The organism is Paraglaciecola psychrophila 170 (assembly GCF_000347635.1).
Lineage (GTDB): Bacteria > Pseudomonadota > Gammaproteobacteria > Enterobacterales > Alteromonadaceae > Paraglaciecola > Paraglaciecola psychrophila.
The window spans coordinates 3,790,169-3,810,691 of the sequence record NC_020514.1 but is presented as its reverse complement, the minus strand read 5'-3'; the positions used below and the strand labels follow the sequence as shown (position 1 = coordinate 3,810,691).

The 20,523-nt window shown below is 41.0% G+C and carries 16 protein-coding genes and 3 pseudogenes; 10 read left to right on the top strand and 9 right to left on the bottom strand.

Going from position 1 to position 20,523, the window contains the following annotated elements:
- The first annotated feature begins 15 nt into the window (after positions 1-15).
- Together C427_RS16685 and C427_RS16680 are read left to right on the top strand one after the other, a co-directional pair.
- Positions 16-765, top strand: a complete 750-nt coding sequence (locus tag C427_RS16685) for an outer membrane lipoprotein-sorting protein (protein ID WP_007634570.1) — start codon at positions 16-18, stop codon at positions 763-765.
- Positions 766-813: 48 nt separating this feature from the next.
- On the top strand, positions 814-1,998 hold the full coding sequence (locus C427_RS16680; RefSeq protein ID WP_007634572.1) for a hypothetical protein: 1,185 nt from the start codon (positions 814-816) through the stop codon (positions 1,996-1,998).
- 572 nt (positions 1,999-2,570) lie between these two features.
- On the opposite strand, the pseudogene fghA reads toward C427_RS16680, so the two are convergent.
- From fghA to C427_RS16665, 3 genes and pseudogenes are all read right to left on the bottom strand, one after another.
- A pseudogene (fghA, locus tag C427_RS16675) lies at positions 2,571-3,390 on the bottom strand (S-formylglutathione hydrolase); the annotation flags it as partial.
- Between the two features lie 13 nt (positions 3,391-3,403).
- Positions 3,404-4,561 (bottom strand): S-(hydroxymethyl)glutathione dehydrogenase/class III alcohol dehydrogenase, encoded by a 1,158-nt coding sequence (locus tag C427_RS16670; protein ID WP_015431092.1) that lies wholly within the window; start codon positions 4,559-4,561, stop codon positions 3,404-3,406.
- Positions 4,562-4,611: 50 nt separating this feature from the next.
- A complete protein-coding gene (locus C427_RS16665) occupies positions 4,612-5,022 on the bottom strand; it encodes a hypothetical protein (protein WP_007634576.1) in 411 nt (136 codons plus the stop codon).
- 234 nt (positions 5,023-5,256) lie between these two features.
- Between C427_RS16665 and C427_RS16660 the strand changes: the two genes are divergently transcribed.
- Positions 5,257-5,874 carry an outer membrane beta-barrel protein gene (locus tag C427_RS16660; RefSeq protein WP_007634578.1) on the top strand — a complete coding sequence of 206 codons (618 nt, stop codon included), beginning with the start codon at positions 5,257-5,259 and terminating at the stop codon, positions 5,872-5,874.
- Positions 5,875-5,988: 114 nt separating this feature from the next.
- Here the strand turns inward: C427_RS16660 and C427_RS16655 are convergent, their stop codons facing one another.
- The 3 genes and pseudogenes from C427_RS16655 to C427_RS16645 form a co-directional block, all read right to left on the bottom strand.
- On the bottom strand, positions 5,989-6,327 hold the full coding sequence (locus C427_RS16655) for a YggL 50S ribosome-binding family protein (protein WP_007634580.1): 339 nt from the start codon (positions 6,325-6,327) through the stop codon (positions 5,989-5,991).
- 643 nt (positions 6,328-6,970) lie between these two features.
- Entirely contained in the window at positions 6,971-7,342 is a 372-nt protein-coding gene (locus tag C427_RS16650) for a YajD family HNH nuclease (RefSeq protein WP_007634585.1), read from the bottom strand.
- A 517-nt stretch (positions 7,343-7,859) separates the two neighbouring features.
- Positions 7,860-8,731, bottom strand: a pseudogene (locus tag C427_RS16645) (IS982 family transposase).
- A gap of 276 nt (positions 8,732-9,007) precedes the next feature.
- Here C427_RS16645 and C427_RS16640 point away from each other — a divergent pair.
- The 4 genes and pseudogenes from C427_RS16640 (at position 9,008) to C427_RS27695 (ending at position 11,266) form a co-directional block, all read left to right on the top strand.
- Positions 9,008-9,694: an OLD family protein gene (locus C427_RS16640; RefSeq protein WP_007634592.1), complete on the top strand. Its 687-nt coding sequence runs from the start codon at positions 9,008-9,010 to the stop codon at positions 9,692-9,694.
- A gap of 30 nt (positions 9,695-9,724) precedes the next feature.
- A complete protein-coding gene (locus C427_RS16635; protein WP_034898459.1) occupies positions 9,725-9,949 on the top strand; it encodes an AAA family ATPase in 225 nt (74 codons plus the stop codon).
- Positions 9,950-9,973: 24 nt separating this feature from the next.
- Positions 9,974-10,177, top strand: coding sequence for a toprim domain-containing protein (locus C427_RS16630; RefSeq protein WP_041250463.1), 204 nt, complete (start codon positions 9,974-9,976; stop codon positions 10,175-10,177).
- Positions 10,178-10,213: 36 nt separating this feature from the next.
- Positions 10,214-11,266, top strand: a pseudogene (locus C427_RS27695) (transposase).
- A gap of 438 nt (positions 11,267-11,704) precedes the next feature.
- Here C427_RS27695 and C427_RS16620 read toward each other — a convergent pair.
- Positions 11,705-12,568: an enoyl-CoA hydratase/isomerase family protein gene (locus tag C427_RS16620; RefSeq protein WP_015431088.1), complete on the bottom strand. Its 864-nt coding sequence runs from the start codon at positions 12,566-12,568 to the stop codon at positions 11,705-11,707.
- Between the two features lie 151 nt (positions 12,569-12,719).
- Here C427_RS16620 and C427_RS16615 point away from each other — a divergent pair, with 151 nt between their 5' ends.
- Positions 12,720-13,007 (top strand): YkgJ family cysteine cluster protein, encoded by a 288-nt coding sequence (locus tag C427_RS16615; protein WP_007638025.1) that lies wholly within the window; start codon positions 12,720-12,722, stop codon positions 13,005-13,007.
- Positions 13,008-13,015: 8 nt separating this feature from the next.
- Here C427_RS16615 and C427_RS16610 read toward each other — a convergent pair whose 3' ends face one another.
- Entirely contained in the window at positions 13,016-13,924 is a 909-nt protein-coding gene (locus C427_RS16610) for an amidohydrolase family protein (RefSeq protein WP_007638024.1), read from the bottom strand.
- Positions 13,902-14,672 carry an SDR family NAD(P)-dependent oxidoreductase gene (locus C427_RS16605; protein WP_007638022.1) on the bottom strand — a complete coding sequence of 257 codons (771 nt, stop codon included), beginning with the start codon at positions 14,670-14,672 and terminating at the stop codon, positions 13,902-13,904. The genes C427_RS16610 and C427_RS16605 overlap by 23 nt, the downstream gene beginning before the upstream one ends.
- A gap of 184 nt (positions 14,673-14,856) precedes the next feature.
- On the opposite strand from C427_RS16605, the gene C427_RS16600 reads away from it, so the two are divergent.
- Together C427_RS16600 and tamB are read left to right on the top strand one after the other, a co-directional pair.
- Positions 14,857-16,620 carry an autotransporter assembly complex protein TamA gene (locus C427_RS16600; RefSeq protein ID WP_007638021.1) on the top strand — a complete coding sequence of 588 codons (1,764 nt, stop codon included), beginning with the start codon at positions 14,857-14,859 and terminating at the stop codon, positions 16,618-16,620.
- Complete coding sequence (gene tamB / locus C427_RS16595) at positions 16,617-20,498, top strand: autotransporter assembly complex protein TamB (RefSeq protein WP_007638020.1); 3,882 nt, start codon at positions 16,617-16,619, stop codon at positions 20,496-20,498. The genes C427_RS16600 and tamB overlap by 4 nt, the downstream gene beginning before the upstream one ends.
- Positions 20,499-20,523 lie beyond the last annotated feature (25 nt).

Below are 20,523 nucleotides of genomic sequence, written 5' to 3'. Positions count from 1 at the left end.
TTGGTTTTTATACTGATGACATGTTCTTTGGGTAGTTATGCTCAATCTGCTGAAGACAAAGGTCTAGCTATTGCCAAAGAGCGCAAGCTAAGAGACTCGGGCTGGGGTGACAGTACTGGCGAAATGAGTATGATTTTACGGAATGCGCAAGGCGATGAAGTTGAACGCAAAATGCGTTTGAAGTCATTAGAAATTACGAATGATGGAGATAAAGCTTTAACTATTTTTGATCAGCCATTAGACGTAAAAGGCACTGCGTTTTTGAGTTTTTCGCATGCAATTGAGCCTGATGACCAATGGATGTATCTGCCTAAGTTAAGCAAAGTGAAACGCATACGCTCACGAAATAAATCAGGCCCCTTTATGGGAAGTGAATTTGCATTCGAAGATATGAGTTCGTTCGAAATCGAAAAATATACATTTAAGTACTTACGCGACGCAACCTTTGATGGACAGGCCAGTTTTGTGTTGGAACAAGTACCTACTGATAATGATTCTGGTTATTCAAAGCAAATTATCTGGGTTGATAAACAGCACTACCGTTTATTAAAAGCTGAATTTTATGATCGTAAAGATAGTTTGTTAAAAGAATTAGTTAACTATGAATTCACTTTGTACCTAGATAAGTATTGGCGGCCCATGCGGACTGAAATGTTTAATGAGCAAAATGGTAAAAGTACTGAGCTAGTTATCCATCAAATAAATTTTAATACCGGTTTATCGGACAATGATTTTAATCAGGGTACGTTGAAGAATGTTCGATAAATCAGGCTATGCTTACAAAGCGTACCGTTCGCTCATAAAGGATGCACATTGAAAACACTGATCTCACTTATTGCTTTTCTGCCCACTATAGCACTCGCTGAAATCGAATATAGCGGTAGCGCTGCTGTAGAGCAACGCTACTTTTTGCAAGATGCGCTTTATCCTCAGCAGGAAAGGGCTAATCTGTCGGTATATTTTGCCCCTGAATTGTATACCAGATTCAACGACGGTAATGACAGCATATTATTCAAAGGTTTTTATCGTTTTGACCAACAAGATGCAGAGCGGACTCATGCCGACATCCGCGAATTTAAGTGGATACACAGTGGTAATGAATGGCAGGTTCAAACCGGGATCAGCAAAGTATTTTGGGGGCAAACTGAGTCGTTGCATTTAGTTGATATCATTAATCAAACTGATGGTGTTGAAAGCATTGATGGTGAAGATAAGTTAGGTCAGCCAATGGTGGCCTTCTCTCTGTTTAAAGACTGGGGTAATACCACTGTTTTTGTGTTGCCGTATTTTCGAGAGCGCACTTTTTCAGGCAATGATGGTCGATTAAGGCCTCCAATAGCTATTGATACTGACAATCCAATATATGAGTCTGAGGATGAGGAAAAAAATATTGATTGGGCTATCAGGTGGCAACATACTTTAGGCGATTGGGACGTGGGGTTATCATATTTTGACGGTACCTCTAGAGATCCTGATTTTGTCTTAAGCACTAATGAATTATTAGAGCCCAGCCTGCGTCCGTTTTATCCGCAGATCCAACAAGCAGGAATAGATGTGTTGGCCTTGATGGGAGGCTGGACAATCAAGTTTGAAGGTATTCAACGCAAAGTCATGGAACAAGACTTTACTGCTTTTGTAGGGGGCTTTGAGTATTCTTTCGTAGGCTTGTTCAATAGTATTTATGATGTAAATTGGCTAATGGAATATCAATACGATGATCGCGAAGATTTGACGAACGTCGTTGCGCAAAATGATTTGATGCTCGGTACTCGATTAGTATTTAATGACATTGATGGCACTCAAATATTGGCAGGTATAGTACAAGATCTTGATTACTCAAATGTGAGAGCGGGATTTATTGAAGCGTCTAGCCGCATAAACAACCACTGGAAATGGCGATTAGATGCATGGCTCTTTTCTAGCGATGAACCCGCAGAGCCCAGCTATCTATTGCGTAGAGACGACTACGTTCAATTTAGTTTAGAGTATTATTTCTAACTTGATTACCACGCAATGATCGACTTGCTATAACGGCTGAAAGATTTAAACCACAGAGTTAACGGATACTCGGGAGCAAATCGCAAAGTCAAATAGAGGATTTAACCACTAAGTTTCTTTTTTTCTGCGTGCGGCACCCAGTTAACACGTTTTTATCTGGGATTAGATATATTGTCGCTTTTAAGGTTTCAGCCTTAAGATCGTTTGCACTACAGAGGGAAAAGAGGCTTCGCTGTATTGAGTTAAAGATAATAAACACTGTTTTTTTCTTTTCCTCGGTGACCTCGTTTTCCTCTGTGGTTAGATATCTTTTAGCTTTTCAGATTAAGAGCGTTTGCACCACAGAGGGCAAAGAGGCTTCGCTGCACCGAGGTAAAGATGTTAAATTTTCTTTTTTCTGTGCGCGGCACCCGGTGACCTCTTTTTCCTCTGTGGTTAGATATCTTTTCGCTTTTAGAATTTCAGATTAAGAGGGTCTGCACCACAGAGGACAAAGAGGCTTCGCTGCACCGAGGAACAGACAAATAGTTATCATTATCTGTGATTTGTTTGCCCTTCGGTAGTCAATCTAATTATAAGTGTTTGGCATGAAATCTTAGATGTTCTTCAATAAAACTAGCGACAAAAAAGTAGCTGTGATCGTAACCCACATGGTATCTAAATTCGGCTTCGTAACCTATTTCTAATGCCACGTCTTCTAAAGGTTTAGTGAGTTTCTGGGTATGATAAAAATTATCATCTAAACCTTGGTCTACTAACATAGGAATATGCAAGAACTTACCCTGTTGACGCATTAATGCGCAGCTATCGTAGGCTTCCCAGTCTCTCTGTTTATCTCCTAAATAATTGCTAAAGGCTTTTTGACCCCACTGGCAATCCGATGGATTAACAATAGGCGCAAAGGCTGATACCGAGCAATATTGCTTCATATTGGACAATGCAATGGTTAACGCGCCATGTCCACCCATTGAATGCCCAGCAATTGCCGATTTTGCTTTAACTTTAAACTCCTTGTTAATAAGAGCGGGTAATTCATCAACTATATAGTCGTACATTTGATAATGATCATGCCACGGCTCTTGAGTGGCATTAATGTAGAATCCTGCACCTAAGCCTAAATCGTAAGCTGCATCAGCAGCGTCGGGTATGTGGTCGCCACGTGGACTGGTATCAGGCATGATCAACATGATACCGAGTTCAGCCGCTACCCTTTGCGCCCCAGCTTTTGCAGAAAAATTTTCGTCAGTGCAGGTTAGGCCGCTCAGCCAATAGAGCGCTGGTAGCTTTTCATCTGGATTAACGATCGGTGGAATATATACACTAAACTGCATTTCGCATTTAGAACCGCTGATTTGTGGCTGTAACGTTTTTGCCAACACCAAAACATTTATTAAACTAAGTTCTGCTAATCGGTTGCATCAGCGGGTGGAACCGAGGTTTCACCCGCATCAAAAATGCCCACTTGAAAAATAAACTTGCCCTCAGACTCAATCTCAGGCAGATTAATATCTTCTAATGGCATTGTGTGAGTAATAAAGGTGTCTAATTCAAATTCACCGTCCATATAACGCTGCACATAATCGGGTAATTGGCTGCGGCCTTTTACGCCACCAAAAGCGCTGCCCCGCCAGACTCTTCCAGTGACTAGTTGAAATGGACGAGTGGATATTTCCTGACCTGCACCTGCCACTCCGATAATAATGGACTCGCCCCAGCCTTTATGACAACACTCTAATGCCGAGCGCATCACGTTAACGTTACCGATACATTCAAAGGAAAAATCCACTCCACCCTCGGTCATATCGACAATGACTTCTTGAATGGGTTTATCGAAGTTTTTAGGGTTGATAACATCTGTGGCCCCTAATTGTTTAGCGATTTCGAATTTATCTTCATTGATGTCGATAGCGATAATGCGTCCTGCATTGGCCATCTTTGCGCCTATTATCACCGAAAGGCCAATTCCGCCTAAACCAAATACCGCAACCGTGTCACCCACTTTTACTTTCGCGGTGTTGGTCACTGCACCCATTCCGGTCGTAACACCACAACCTAACAAACACACCTTTTCTAAAGGTGCGTCTTTTGGAATTTTTGCTAAGGCAATTTCAGGTATTACAGTGTGTTCAGCAAAAGTTGAAGTGCCCATATAATGATAAATCGGCTGACCTTTAATAGAAAAACGACTGGTGCCGTCAGGCATCACGCCTTTACCTTGTGTGCTACGTATTGCCTGACACAAATTAGTTTTTCCTGATAGACAGAACTTACATTGTCCACATTCAGGGGTGTACAATGGGATAAAATGATCACCCACTTCAACCAATGTGACGCCTTCGCCAATCGCTTCAACAATACCCGCCCCTTCATGGCCTAAGATCGCGGGAAACAATCCCTCCGGATCATCTCCGGATAAGGTATAGGCATCCGTATGACAAACGCCAGTAGCGACTATTCTGACTAATACCTCGCCTTTTTGCGGTGGTGCTAAGTCAACTTCTTCAATTTTTAGTGGTTCACCAGCAGCCCAAGCAACAGCTGCGCGAGTTTTAATACTTTTCATTATTTGTCCTTATTTTATTTGATCTATTGCTCTGGTTAGGGCCTGTTAATCTAAAAACAATATCCTAGCAAGCGAATACTTTCGGTCTTCCAGAACACATTACTAATCTCATAACCATTAGCACAAAGCTGCTCTTTTTCTAGTCTTCGTTTTAAGGCTTGAGCTGCCTGGTCTTCCAGGTCAAGTTTTGTTTGGTTGTTGGCCTGCATATCTAACCGGAAGGGACTCTCCGATGCAAAACGGTCATTTTTTTCATGTCGTTTTATTTCTGTGCGACCATCACGGAGTAACGACTCTTGAGACGTGTTTTGCCACGAAATGCCATAAACAAATTCAGTTTTCCCATTGTCGGTTACACGAGAATCAAACTTTTCATCTGTCATGATAGATGGAGCATTACCAGCGCATGCGTTAACCAATAAGCTGATGGCTAAAATTTTAAAAAAAACGTGGTTGAACAAAAGACACTCCATATTTGAATCCAGTGGCGTTCATACTAAACAGGGTCTAAGAGGATCGCAATTTGTCATCTGCGATTAAAGCAAAAATTTATCAATTAGTATTCTTAACTTAAGCTTCATTTACGTGATATTAGTAATATTTATACAACCGTATCAATATATTAGTTGGCTCACTCTTGCAGCAAAGTATGAATGTAGTATTGTGTTATTAATATAAAGTAATGGAATTTTAGCGTGTTAAAAAAGCAGATTGGTATACTAGTAATAAGTTGTATAATTAGTCTACAAACACTCGCTGCTGATAATGTTTATACTGTATTTTCAGTGGGTTATGCAGATATCGAGCTTTTCCAAGACTCTAACAAAGATTTTGGTTATAAAATGGCTATTGGTTATCAATTTGACCCACAGTGGTATTTTGAAGCTGGTTACCAATCATTGATACACGATAAATTATATCTGACTGAATTACCGTCCGCCACAGATGTCATGAATTCTGAAAATGCTCAACAAGGTGATGCGTTATTTTTAGCTTTCCTAGGTAAAGCATCTAGCCAAGTTGGCGAGTTATTTTACCGTATAGGCGTACTCAAAACGGATATTCGTGGTCAACAACTTTTACCTGGTGTGAGGGAATGCGAATTGGGCAAAGCCAATGTTTTGGCTATTGCTAATTTTGGTGCCGCTACAATGTGTGATTATGATGAAAGTGGAGTCGCTGGGGTCATTGGTTTTGGCTTCGATTATTTTATTGGTGCGCGCACCATGTTACGTACTGAGGTTGAATATATCAAAGGTCAGGATAATTTAACCGTGACGACTGTCAACGTAGGTCTGCGTTATAATTTTTAATGCGGTTACCGCGTTATGGTTGCCCCGTGAATTAAGCTTCCAACAAATTTAATCACAGTAGATAGAACAGAAGTAAATGACTGCTAAATAAGCAGTCATTATATTTTTAAATGGTTACATTTCGTAAAATGCATCCACCAAACCGCCTACTTTAACTTCGCTGACGATTGAATGCTTGTTGAGAAGAGCTTCAATAGCGGCTCTGTCTTCTTCTGTTGCATTGCCATAACGTTGTGCTGATGTCACAGATCCTTCGAATGACTCGCTATTGTTATCAAGACTAATATAAAGCTCTTCGGTATTGACTAGTTCTTCAAGACTATTAAAAAAAAGTTCATATTGTTCATCTGACGCTTCGGTTAACTTAAAGCTAAATTCAAAGCCCAAGATAGCCCATTCACCCAAATACATTTTTTTTTGAAGACGTTTGTTTCTGGTTGGTTGTTCTGACATTATATTACCTGTAAAAATTAAAAAGATTAAACCATAACTCCTACCGAGGTCTTGCCATCGATAGTAAGTGATTTTCGAGCGCATACTATCAGCTTTTGTAAATTTGTTTTGAAAGAATAATAAAAGTTACTCGAAGTGTGATTGTGAAGCTGTAAATAGAGAACTATGGCGTAATATTTGAGAATTGTATTAACGACAATAAAAGTAGAAACTCTTAGAAAAAACGGTCATTAAAAAACAAAGGAAGGGCGTACACAACTCTCATCAATTTTAATCCCCCATCGAAATAATAAACATATGTAGCTGAATCACTGCGGTCAGTAGTAACACTGCTAATGGTGTTTGAGGGAGAATGTGTTTAACTTCATTACAATTAGTCTATAATACTGTAACGGCAAATCACGCAGCGATTTCACATATACCGCATCAGCAGTTTTGGTAAAGCCATCAGTATTAATCCTAATAAGACTAGAAGTAATGAAGTATCAAAAAAATATGGAAAGAGGATAAGTGCTACGCCAGTATATCGAATAATTAGGTTTGCCCGTTTTTTTCCATACATAAAGTAACCTACACCAATTGAGCTAAATACTATGCTCCATAAAAGTAGTGCAGTATCCATAGCGAATTCGTCCCCGGAAGCCTAATTTTTTTGCTTCATCCGATCTTTTAGATCTGCAAATGGATTGTAAGTACTAGTTTTGATTTCTGTATCCTCAGTACTACCGTAGCGCACCAGATTTTCAAACTTAGAATGTTCTTCATCATGGCAATACAAACACAGCAGTTCCCAGTTACTGCCATCGCTGGGATTATTGCCATGATTATGATCGACGTGGTGAACCGTCAACTCCGAAAGATTTTTGTGGAAAAATTCACGGGTGCAACGGCCACAGATCCAAGGATATATTTTAAGGGCTTGTTCACGATAACCCGATGCACGTTTGGCTATATATTCTTGCTGCTCGGCGAACACTTGATCATAACCGTCTGCCCCAGTTTTTTGATTCGACATGTGATTTTCACTTAAAATAACTAACCGTCTATTGGAACACACATAGTACCAGTGGCATGGGTATATACAACAAATTGAATTTTTCACTTCGTAAGGTGAACAGATTTAAACTTTTTTATCTACCAGAGTTGAAGTTGAATTTCTGACCTCTTTCTTGCATCTATTAGGCTCAAACGTGCGATTTTTAGAAGTTAAGAAGGACTAAGGTGACAGTCAGACTCGAGCCTAAAAGCGGACGGTCGAGCGTTAAACCTGACGGTGAAGTTTGTGCCATTTGCGGTTATAGGGCTCCTTTGATTGTTACTTTGGCTATCGACCCAAAGCGGACGTTAATGTCTTTGTGAAACAGTCAAAATATAATGCAGATGTGCGAAAAAAATCATCAAAACCGGATAGAGAAAGCTGCTGCACACATGCATCGGTGCATCTTTTTTTCTTTATAATATGCTGTTTCAAGGATAGGAAAAGAACCAATGAAAGTCTCTGCTGTGTATGGTTTAGTTAACCTGAGATCTGCTTAAGCGATAACCATAGAGTTCAGCTCTACGTCAGTTAAATTGCGGCTTGGCTTATTTTCTTTTAAACAATAAGCGACCAATCCCGCGTGTAAATTAAGCATAAAGCCGTTCATACTCCGATGCCTGAGTGTTCGATATAAGAAATATTCTTAAGTTGGTCGTTTATTGTTTGAATTATATAGCGCCTTGAAAGCATGGCTCTATCCCACAACGATATAGCTCTTGCTTTCATATTTTTGCGAACGGTTGTGATGAGACTTACACCTTTGTCTAATAAATCCGCTTCCAAAGCTTTACTCAAATAGCCTTTGTCTCCATACAATTTATCAGTCAAACCTTCTGCTAATTCACGTACGGTTTGAGTGTCATGCACATTGCCAGTTGTGACTTTCGCAGCAACAATTTCACCGTGATGATTGACGACTAAGTGGAGCTTGAAACCATAAAACCAACCCATAGTACCTTTACCTCGTTGAGCGATACCATCGAAGGTTTTATGTCTAGGTATTAGGATGTTATGACACACCTTGATGCTTGTAGAGTCAATGAATTGCTTTCCTTTAAGTGATGTGAAGTAGGCACACATGGGCACAATAACTCTAGGCATGACCTTTATAAATTGTGTGTAACTCAATAAATTTGGAAACGCATTTTTGTAGACAAGAGATACATACCCAAGAGAGTAGTTTTTGAAATTACGGTAATGTGACATATGAAAACTGACGACAATCGTCATAATTTCACTGGTGGTCATTTGCCCTTCTCTTTGACGTTTTTGCGTACCGTCTTCAAGCAGTTGTTTACGCCATTGAGGAATAAATACTTTGCAAAAATCATCGACATCACAAAACAACTCAACTAATTTACTCATGCCTGTTCCTTTTTAGATTCATCTCTTTTAGTCGAAAGATCGGATCTTGGAACAGGCATTTGGTTTAGTTTCTTAAACAGGATTCAGGTTAATTAGTCACAGAGCTTCCTCAGGAGTTCAACCATTTTAATAAGTTAAGTTCAAAGGACGTTGCTCGGTGAAAATTAGATGTTTAAAGATCAGGAACTTTCGTGGGTAAAATAGCTCGATTGGAGCCTACCAGCAGGCGACATCTTCTGCCTTATAGGAAAAGGCGACTCCTCCAAATCAACCATCTTGGAAGCAATCCGGTATGCGTTCTTTCCCCAATGGAATCCCACGTTCAGCGACTCGGACTTCTATCAATGTAAAGTTGAGAACTCTATTGTCATTGAAGTCACAATTGGCGACTTGGTTGAAGCGTTTTGCTCACTCAACAAGTATGGCAATTACCTCCGAGGATGGGACTCAGCAGCATTGAAGCTAACGAATGAATCGGATGACCATCTGGAGGACGTTTTGACTGTGCGACTCACGGTTGATAAGGATTTGGAGCCGAAGTGGGTCGTGGTCTGCGACCGCACCCCCGAAGGTGTTCCGTTCAAGCAAGGCGACAGAAGTAAAGTCAGTGTGGAGTTGATCGGTGCGTACAGCGAGAGGCAACTCTCGTGGGCGACTGGAACTGCGCTAGCCAAGCTGACTGAAGCGCAGAGCCTGAATGAACTGTTGGCGAATGCTTCTAGAACAGCCAGAAGTTCACTGGATGCTAACCGGCCCGTCAGCCTCAAAAACTTTGATGCTGCGGCTGTAAAGTCGCAGGAAATAGCAACGCTGCTAGGTGTTCCAGTGAAGGATGTGTACAAGGCCCACCTTGATCTGACATCCATAAATCTGAAGGTGGGCGGTCTAACCTTGCATGACGGCGACATGCCGTTGCGTCAATTGGGTCTTGAATCGAGGCGAATGTTGCTATGTGGTATTTAAAAAGTTGGCCTTGAAGAAGGTCATATCACGTTGTTTGATGAGGTGGAGTTCGGCTTAGAGCCGCACCGGCTCTTCCGACTTATCAAACACGTTAGGGAAGACAAGCGTGGGCAATACTTCCTCACGACCCACTCGCCCATGGTGCTGCGCGAACTTACAGTAAACGAGCTCCACATCGTTCAAAACAATGATGGGGTAGTTCAGATTATTTCTGCTGCCAAAGAGAGCCTTGACGAACATGAGGTGCAGGGGTAAATTCGGTCAAGCATAGAGGCATTTTTGGCAAAGAAGGTTGTCGTGTGCGAAGGCGCTACAGAGGTTGGCTTCCTGAGAGGCTTTGACGACTATCAGGTAGAAAATAAGAAAGATCCGTTTTCCTTTCATGGCGTGGCAATCTTGAATGCAGGTGCCGGAAGCAAGGTGAAGAAAAAGTTAAAAAGACACCCATTTTTAGGAAGTAGCAAATCACCTGTTATGTCCTAAACTATAAGGTATTCACACAACCAAGGATGGTCTGTTATGCCTCAGCCACGTAGGAATCAAATCAGTTTAATCGATACCCCTTATTACCACTGTGTTTCCCGCTGCGTGCGTCGTTCTTTTTTGTGCGGTACGGATAAGTTTACTGGGCAGAGTTACGAACACCGCCGAGGTTGGGTAGAAGAGCGTTTGTTATTTTTGTCGTCGGTATTTGCTATCGACATTTGTGCTTATGCGGTCATGGGTAATCATACCCATGTGGTTCTGTGTGTGGACAAAGATATGGCTGAACGCTGGTCGATGAAAGAAGTTATAAGACGTTGGCATCAGCTTTACCAAGGTACGTTATTGAGTCAAAAGTATCAAAGAGGCGGCACACTTAGTAAAGGGGAAATGATGAGTCTAGAGGAAACAGTGACAATTTACCGCCAGCGTTTATACGACATCAGTTGGCTAATGCGTAACCTCAATGAGTACATTGCTCGCGAAGCTAACAAAGAAGACAAATGTACGGGCAGATTTTATTCGCCACCATCCTTGGCGCTCACCCTTCGGGCCAGCTAAAGCTGTTCTAATTTATTCCCGATAAATTAGTGGGAAGGCCGATTCAAATCTCAAGCTCTGTTAGATGAAAGTGCAGTATTAGCCTGTATGGCCTATGTGGACTTAAATCCTATTCGCGCTAAGATGGACACCACGCCAGAAACGTCAAAACACACCAGTATTCAAAATCGAATACATTCTCTTATCAAAGGCGAACAACCTAAAAATCTGATGCGTTTTGTGGGTAATCACAGACAAGATATGCCTAAAGGCATTGCTTACAGCTTAATTGATTATTGTGAACTAGTAGATTGCACAGGTCGCTGTATTAGAGATGATAATGCAGGATATATAGAGCAACAGCATAGCCCTATTCTTGAGCGGCTTAACATTAACGTAGAACAATGGTTAACCCTGACCACAGAGTTCGAAAAGCACTTCAGTACTGCCGTAGGCAGTGAGTACATGTTACAGCAATTCAAACAGCACACAGACCATAGGCGTATACGAGGGATGGCAAAGGCAAGAGCCTTACTTCAATCAGCCTGAATCACATCTAAATTTATCCTCAAATCCTCTAATAATAAGTGTCTCAATCATACTGTCTGCAATTTGAGCTGTGCGCCCATGTTAACTGCATTCATCTCGTTCAATCCCAAATAAGCTCGAGTTCCTCATTTTAAAACCAAGAAATGTGAATATCTCTGCCACTTTGTGCTTATTGAATATGCTGTGATTGGGTGTTTTATTACTTTGGGTGTCTTGATTAGCTTCATGTACTATGGGCAGACTTTATTGTTTCAAAATACTCTTACGGGCAAGCATTAACGGCTACGGATAATCTTTATTGTCGCTACACACCTGCTTAACCAATGCTCTGGTTAAGCAGCAAAACAGGAATTAGTCAGCGATGTCAAAAGTGGGATTAGAATAATATTCACGATAACTAATCGAAGACTTGGGTTGCTTTGAAAGTTAATATTTCTATTATAAAAAATGCTTCCACAAGGGGCGAAGCAACCAAAGTATCAAAAATACTATAGACTGTATGTGTTTCTTCTTTCGCCAAAGAAAAGTGAATTGGCCTCTTAAAAAATCAGCGCCTAAAAATCGGTTAGCCAGCATGATTGATTCGCGTTCATTAACCGCCTGTAATTCTGATAAGGCAATGCCACCTAAAATTTTGCGGCTACGGCCATGGGTAACCCATTCTTGGGCAATTTTTTGAGCTTCAGCCTGGAGCTGATCTTTTGGTACTACCCATTGGACCAAACCCGCTTCAAGGGCTTCTTCAGCATTTGGCTTCCAGCCTTCATTTCCTAGCATACGCTGTGCATTCTTTTCTCCCAGCAATGTTGCAAACTGAATGCTAGAACACCCTTCTGGTGTGATCCCCAGAGCGGCGAAAGGGGTTGAATATGTTGATGTGTCAGCAGCAATAATAGCGTCGCACAAAGTGGCTGAAGTCACGCTGGCACCAATGGCTGGACCATTAATTGCGATTAATATAGGTTTGGGAAAGGCCAAAAACCTATCAAACAATTTTTGATTATGCTCAACAATTAATTTATGCAGTTTTTTAGGTGCCATTAGTTTTAAAGTGCCACCCAGATTGACTCCTGCTGAATAATAATCCCCAGCTCCGGTGAAAATTACGGCTTTAGTGGGTTCATCTTTAGCTGCGTTTTCAAACGCCGTCGCAAAGGCCTCCATCATTTCGGTTGTCCAGCCATTTAATTTCTTTGGCTTGTTCATCATGATAGTCAGTACGCCAGCTTTCAAAGAGCTTTGTATATAAGTAAAAGAATTTTCACTAAGGTTTAAGTAATTCAAAAAAGGCACTCTAGTCATTCTGGTGTGGTGATTATTACCGAGTTTTAAAGGGATAACTAGCGCCGTATGTAAGCCAGTGCAGGTTTTACTCAAAGAGAGTATTCAGTGAGCTCGAGAATGTTTATTATCTAGCGTATCCTAGTATTAATTTAATTCATGAACGTTTAGTATGATTGAAGTAAAAAATATCCCCCCCACAGAAGTGACATGTTCCAACTGCAAGGCATGTTGTTGTAGTTTAGAAGTGATGCTCATCTCAGATACGGGTGTGCCTAGTCAACATATTCATGTTGACGAACATGGGAGTGAAACTATGCTGCGCTTAGACGATGGTTGGTGTTCCGCTTTAGACCGAGATACATTAATGTGTTCTATTTATGAAAATAGACCATGGATTTGTCGAGAGTTTGAGATGGGTTCTTATGAATGTATCAATGAACGATTGGAGAAAATGTAGGTTTTTGTTCAAGGTAAACGGTACCAACTTTTAGCATTACTGAAAGTGATTTTTTCAAAACATTGAGCACTTATTTCAGGTAATGCTGCGTAAGTATTCCATAAGTCGGTGTAGGACATTGATAACAAACACAGTGGAAAGTTACTGGCTAACATCACTCTTGTATCGCCCAATGTTGCTATGCAGTCTTGTACTACATTCGCGGCATGCTCTGGTTGCCAGTCTCTATTCGACATTTCCCAGCCTGATAATTTAATCGCGACATTTTCACACTTAACCAATTTTTGTAGATTTAGCTTCCATTTTTCTTGGTTGTTTGCATCGTTGTTGGCGGGTGGTGACCCTCCATGATTAATGATGATACGCATTGCTGTATGCTTGGTTGCCAATTTAGATAACTGTTCGATAGCGGGTGCATCTGCCAGTGATAATTGCGCGTCAAAACTGAATTCATATTTCGATAACAGAGCAAAATGTTGATCTATTAATTCAGACGTCAGAATTTGTTCAGCCTGCTCATCGAGAATATGCCGAATACCTACCACTGATTTTCGTTGTTTCAACAATCCGATATGTTCAGCGAAAGTTTTAGTGGTGATATCGGCAAAGGCCACAGATCTGAAGGGAAGGGAGCAATATTTTTGCAACCAGTCAATTTCTCTCCAAGGCTGCTGATTATCAAAGCCTGCTTCAATGTGCACAAATCCGGCCAGTTGATTTGGTGACTGAAGCAATAAATCTGTTTCGATAAAACTTTTATTTATCAGATGTTTATCGGGCCAAAAAGGCGGGTGGTGAGGTTTTAACCAAGCGTAATCGCCTTGTTCCAAATTGAATAAGTGCAAATGTGGATCGATGATTTTGTGGTGCGACTCAGTCATATCGATAGACGCACTATTGCGCCGTATAACCACCATCAATCACCTGCAAGCTGCCAGTAATAAATCGTGCCTCATCAGAGGCTAAAAAATAAGTTAAAGCTGCCACTTCACTAGCTTGACCTAAACGGCCAATAGGTTGCAGCGCAGCTTCTTCAGCATGAACTTTGTCAATATTGGCACCAGACTGAGTGACATAGTTATTAATAGCTTTGTGATAAAGAGGGGTTTCTATGGTGCCAGGGCAGATAGCGTTAGCTCTTATTTGAAATTTAGCATAATCCAGTGCAGTGGTTTTAGCCATCGATGCCAGTGCGGCTTTGCTCATGTTGTAGGCAAACGAGTTATGTTTGGCAATCAGCGCTTGGTCAGAGGCCATATATAAAATCACTCCGTTTTGTTGTAATTTCATTTGTGGCAACACAGCTTTAGTCGCCGCAATAGCACCTTTTACATTTAAGCCAAATACTCGTTCAAAATCCTCTTCACTGGTGTCTTCTATGTTTCCAGAGAAGTGTATGCCTGCGTTTGAAACGAGGCAGTCAACTCTGCCATATTGCTTAATAATGTGTTTAATGCAGTGACTCACTTCAGAAGAAGCTGATATGTCACATTTAAGCCAGTCTACTGCTTTTGATTGTGCTGGATTGGTTTGGATATCAAGATTTATTACGCTGTAACCTGCAGTGCTAAACTTTTCACAAACGGCATGACCTATGCCAAAACTGCCTCCAGTGACAATACAAACTGGTCTATCTAATAAATTGGTTTTTTTTGGGGAAGACATGTGAACTTAATTTAAAGCCAAAACATCATACAAGAGTAATTCAACATGACTGAGCAACCAAGTGTAAATTCTGTTTTTGTGCAATACACTGGCGCGGGGCTATTGTAGAATACCATCCGAATTATTTTGTAACTTTAGGGCTGTTGATATTTCAAACGTTGCTCTATCTTAAAAGCGAGAAGTTTTGTTCCTTTCTACCCTTTTTTTAAGAACGTTATTTTTATTATCCCTGTTGTTATTGGCTTTGTTTGAAGTACACGGAACTGAAGTCGAGATTAAAGGGATTGAAGACGAGCGCGTGTTAAAAAATATCAGAGCACATATCGACAGCCTAGATATGCCTAGCGCTAGTTATCAATTTAGGCAATATCAAGAAAGTTTATCGTTAAAAGTGGCAGCAGCCACTCAAGTGTTTGGGTATTACCAAGCATCTACTGTAGCTATTGCTCCAAATGTGGTGTCGAATAATTTAACCAAAAGTAAAAATTGGAGCCTGCAGATTGAGTTAGGGCCAATAACCCTTGTTAGGCAATTATCAATCAAAATTGAGGGGGAGGGTGTACAGGATAAAGAAATCCAAACATTACTTAGCTCCTTCAAACTTAAGCAGGGTAAACCTCTTGAACATTCAATTTACGAAAACGCAAAAAATGAACTAAGAAGTTTAGCCTTATCACGCGGGTATTTTGATTTTGAATTTGAACAAAGCACTATAAAAGTATATGAGTCGCTAAATGTTGCCGATATTACCCTGCATATTCAAAGCGGCTTACGGTATAAATTTGGAAGGTTACGCTTTGGTCAGGACACACGCTCGCAAAATTTAACAAAAAGTTTAACGCCTTTTAAAACGGGCGATTTATATCAAGCCAGTCAGTTGGGTTTACTTAATCAAAGACTTAAAGAAACCCAATACTTTCGCCATGTGATTGTTAGACCTTTGGTGGCAGAAGCAGTCGATGCGGTGGTGCCTATCGAAGTTATTTTAACCAATAAGCCAAGAGACAACTTTGATGTGGGAGTTGGAGTGTCGTCAGATGTTGGTCCCCGATTTACCGGGAAATGGAAGCGTCCATGGGTAAATGAAAGTGGTCATTCTATCGGGGCCGAAGTGTATGTTTCGTCACCAGAACAATATGTTGCTGTTGATTATAAAGTGCCATTGGAAGACGCCACTCAAAATTATTTGAGTTATCAGGCGGGGTATCAAGCACAAAATGATAATGACACCAGTAGTCATAAGTGGTCTTTATCTGCTACTCGGCATTGGACAGTTGAACATTCTGATTGGCAACGTTCGGCTTTTCTCAGGCTTGAGCAGGAAACCTTTATCCAGGGATTAGAACCAGAACAAACAACTCGTCTTTTGACACCAGGTTTTACCTTTAGCCGATTACGCAGTATGGGCGGTTTAGATATTAATTGGGGTGATAAACAAACCATTACTACCGAGTTTGCCTCTGAGTCACTATTTTCAGATATCAATATGTTTAGGGTGACAGCAGCCTCAAAGTGGGTCAGAAGTTACGATGCACATCGTTTTTCATGGCGCGCTGAACTTGGCGGTATCGTGACTAACGATTTTGACCAAGTCCCTTCGAGCTTACGCTTTTTTACTGGTGGTGATCAAAGTGTACGTGGCTTTGATTACAAAACTTTATCGCCATTTGAACTCGACACCGATGGCGAGCGCGAACTTACTGGAGGCCAATACTTGGCAGTCGCAAGTATTGAATATTCTTATCCAGTTGCCGAAAATTGGCGCGCAGCCGCTTTTGTGGATGCTGGCAATGCTAGCGATGATTTATTTAAAGATACTGCTATCGGAATTGGATTTGGGGCTATTTGGATCTCCCCAATCGGACCGGTACGCATATACCTAGCGAAGGGTAAGAGTAATTTTGGTAGTACACGTTATTTCCATATTTCCATGGGGCCTTCTTTATGACCTCTGTATCCAATGCTCAAACAAACACTGAAAAACCACAACGAACGCCCAGTTTAATCCGCAAAATCATCACCGCTATTATCAAGTTTTGGCTAGTTTTAGTGGTTGTCATATGTCTGTTGATAGGACTTGTAATGACACCTTGGGGCACAAAAACCGTTGTAGGCATGGGTAATAGACTAGTTGAAGGGTTGACTGTCGATTACCTAAGTGGCGGTGTGGGTTCTAAGTTGCACTTGTCTTCAGTGAAATGGAAGCAACCCGGTAGCAACATCGATATAGATAATTTAAAACTATCAATTCAGCTGGCTTGCGTATGGAGGCTTGCTCTGTGTATTGACTCATTGAGTACAGACAAAATGGTTGTGCAATTAAAACCAACGGCTCCATCACCTAGTACAGAACCCGCTACGTCAGCCATGACTTTACCTTTTCCTGTTTCCGTCCAAAATATCAATCTAAATAAATTTTCACTTGGAATTCAAGACACAGCAGATATCACTTGGCAGCAGCTGACGGGTAAATTGGACTTCTATAAGCGGCTTCGCATAGAAAAAATGCAGTTGGATGGATTTAATTTAACTACCTATGCCACACCAACGCCACCCGTTGTGACTAAGGCTGAGCCTTTTGATTGGACTACATGGCAGTATCAACCTCTTACTCCATTATCTATGGTGTTACCTATTCATTTTGATGTGTTGGCATTTAAGATGTCTACCGCTAGTCTGCAGTTAGCAGGACAAGAGGCGTTTACTTTTAAAAAGGTCAGCCTAAAGGCTAAAGGCAGTAAGAAAAAGCTGCAATTAGATGAACTACTAATAGAACATGAAAATGGGCAATTATTAGCTAAAGGTAACGTGCAATTAAGTGGTGATTTTGAGCATGTGTTTTCTGTAGATGCTAATGCTCAATTGCTCCAGCAACTACCTTTAAAGCTAATATTACGCTCATCAGGCAATATTCATTCACTATCTTCACAAGTCGAATTAACTGAGTCAATGTTAGCCGCTACAGCACCATCGCCGACTTCTCAATCCAAGCCCTTAAAGCTAATAATGGATTTATCTGCTCAACTTTCCAAAGCGACCTTACCGCTTAAAGTAAGACTAGATTGGGATCATTTAGAATGGCCTTTAGCAGACCCTGAGTTTACTTCCGAGAAGGGTGAGATTGACATTCATGGTGACTTAAAAGCACTGAAAATGACGATTCAGACTATGTTGACGGGTAAGAATGTCCCAGATACCCAAATTAGCCTCAGTGCTTTTGCTGCATCAACTGCACAAAATAAAAGCTTTGAACTGAATCAGTTTTTGCTAAAAACCTTAGGGGGGCAATTACTGACTGAAGGCAAACTAACCTTTGCTGAGTATATCGATTGGCAAGGCAACGCTACTATTAGCCACATTGACCCAAGTGTTTTTTGGCCTGAGTTGGTGGCAGATATCAATGGAGTGGTGTTGACCCAAGCCAATAATAGCCAAGGCGTTTGGAAAGCCAAATTAGATAAGTTAGACATCAACGGGCAATGGCAGGGTTACCCCTTAAGTGCATCAGGCAGTGTTGATTATCATCAACATGACGGTTTACAAATGCGTGCATTGTCGTTAAAAAATGCTGACAATATATTACTTTTAGACGGCGCAGTATCTAAGCAACAAGCACTTGATATTAAGTTTACGCTGGATGCAACTGACCTAGCTAATTCGCTTCCTAAACTTGGTGGGGCACTCAATTTATCTGGTACGGTTAGAGGTAGTACTGAGCAGCCAGAAGTCAGTTATGCACTCTCAGGTAGTGATTTAGTCTTTTCAGAGGTGTTTGTTGCGCAAGCTGTGGGTAACGGTGAGATCAAGTGGAACAAACAAAAACCGATTGCCTTAGATCTAGAACTAATGGGTATTCAAGGAATTAATAACCAAGTTGATAGCGCAAAAATAGTATTAAGGGGTGATGCCAGTGATCATCAATTAGATTTAACAACCAGTGGGCAAAGCACCCGCGTTAATTTAAGTATTCAAGGACAGCTTAATCAAACGTCTTGGCAAGGTCACTGGCTAGCAGGTGACATTAAATCATCTTATGCCAATTTAACGTTACTTGAACCTTTTAAAATTGAGGCTGACTGGGGCAAACAGCAATACTTTATTGCTCCTCACTGCTGGCGTCACACCGACTATGAATTGTGTGTTAAAAAAGCTGAGTTTAAGCAAAATACAGCTGTCTGGGATGTGTCACTTAAAGAGTTTGACGTACTTTCAGTTGTTCGCCGCTTAATGCCTGAAATACCCCCTATTCAAACTAAGAGTCGTTTGAATCTGGAACTCTCGGGCGACTGGGATATTGAACAGCTGCCTGATGCAAACCTAAGTGCCAGTCTAAGTCCAGGTGATTGGATCTTCAGTGAACAGAATAACCTGAAACTGACATTAGACCAGACGATAGTTAAAGCACAGATTAATCAAAAAAATATTCTAGCTAATATTAATTTGTCTGGTAACAAAATGGGTACCTTGAGTGCCAATATACAGGGGCCGTCTGGCGTATATGCCGACTCATTAAACAGACCCATACAAGGTGATTTGTTGATTGAGCGTTTTGACTTAGCCGCATTTAAAGCCTTAGTGCCACAACTAGATGTATTACAAGGTGCTATAAATGGCCAAGCACAGATTGACGGTACACTAGGCAAGCCTTTACTGACTGGCGAATTGAAGCTAGCCGACGGTGCGTTAAAAGATGAATCATTGCCTGTAGCGTTAAGTGCTATCGAGCAAGGTATCAGCTTAAAAGGACAACATGCTGAGTTTAAAGGCAGTTATAAGTTAGGCAAAGGTCTGGGGCAAATGGATGGTGATATTGCTTGGTTACCAGCGATTAAAGGTCATTTAAATATATCGGGTGAAGAATTGGAGTTTGATTATCAAAGTATGATCAAAGCAAAGGTCAGTCCAAATATCAATCTTAAGTTCGAACCTAACAATGTAGAGATAAATGGCGAACTAACGATCCCTTATGCTCGGGTCAAAGTGCGTGAATTACCTAAGGGCTCAATTTCGCCATCAAAAGATGTGGTTTTAGTCGAAAAACAGGCTGAACAAGAAACATCTCAACAAAGACTAGCTTTGAATGTGTTGTTAAACATCGATCCTCTACGGAGCAACGAAGTTAAATTAGATGCGTTTGGTTTGACCACCGATTTGCAAGGTGAATTGCGATTACAAAATAACAAAAGTGAAATATTTGGGAGTGGTGAAGTACAGTTGGTAAATGGTCGTTATCGAGCTTATGGTCAAAATTTGATTATTCGTGAAGGGGATATTCTCTTTACTAGTTCCTTAGACAGGCCATTTTTAAATATCGAAGCAGTACGAGACCCGGATTTAACCTTAGACAGTGTAGTGGCTGGTCTCAGGGTAGAAGGTGCGGCACAAAACCCAAGCGTCAGTGTGTTTTCTGAACCTGTTATGGAGCAACAACAAATTTTGTCCTACATGTTAACTGGACGAGGTATGGGCCAGTCTAGTGGCGACAGTCAAGACACAATTTTAACCAATGCATTGTTGTCGTTAGGGCTAGGGCAAAGCGAAAACCTGATTAGCAAAGTAGGCAACAAATTGGGTTTTGAAGATGTAAATCTAGATACGTCGGGCCAAGGTGACGGCACCCAATTATCGTTAAGCGGTACCATTGCGCCCGGGGTTCAGTTACGTTATGGGGTAGGGGTATTTGATTCTATTTCAGAAGTAGCTATTCGCTATGAATTAATCCCCAGATTATATATTGAGGCGGTAAGCGGGGTCAGTAATGCGATTGATATTTACTATCAATTCAGTATTGAAGGTAGCCAAAATAAGCAATTAAAAGATGATTAGCCTAGTTTTATCGGTTACTCAAAGG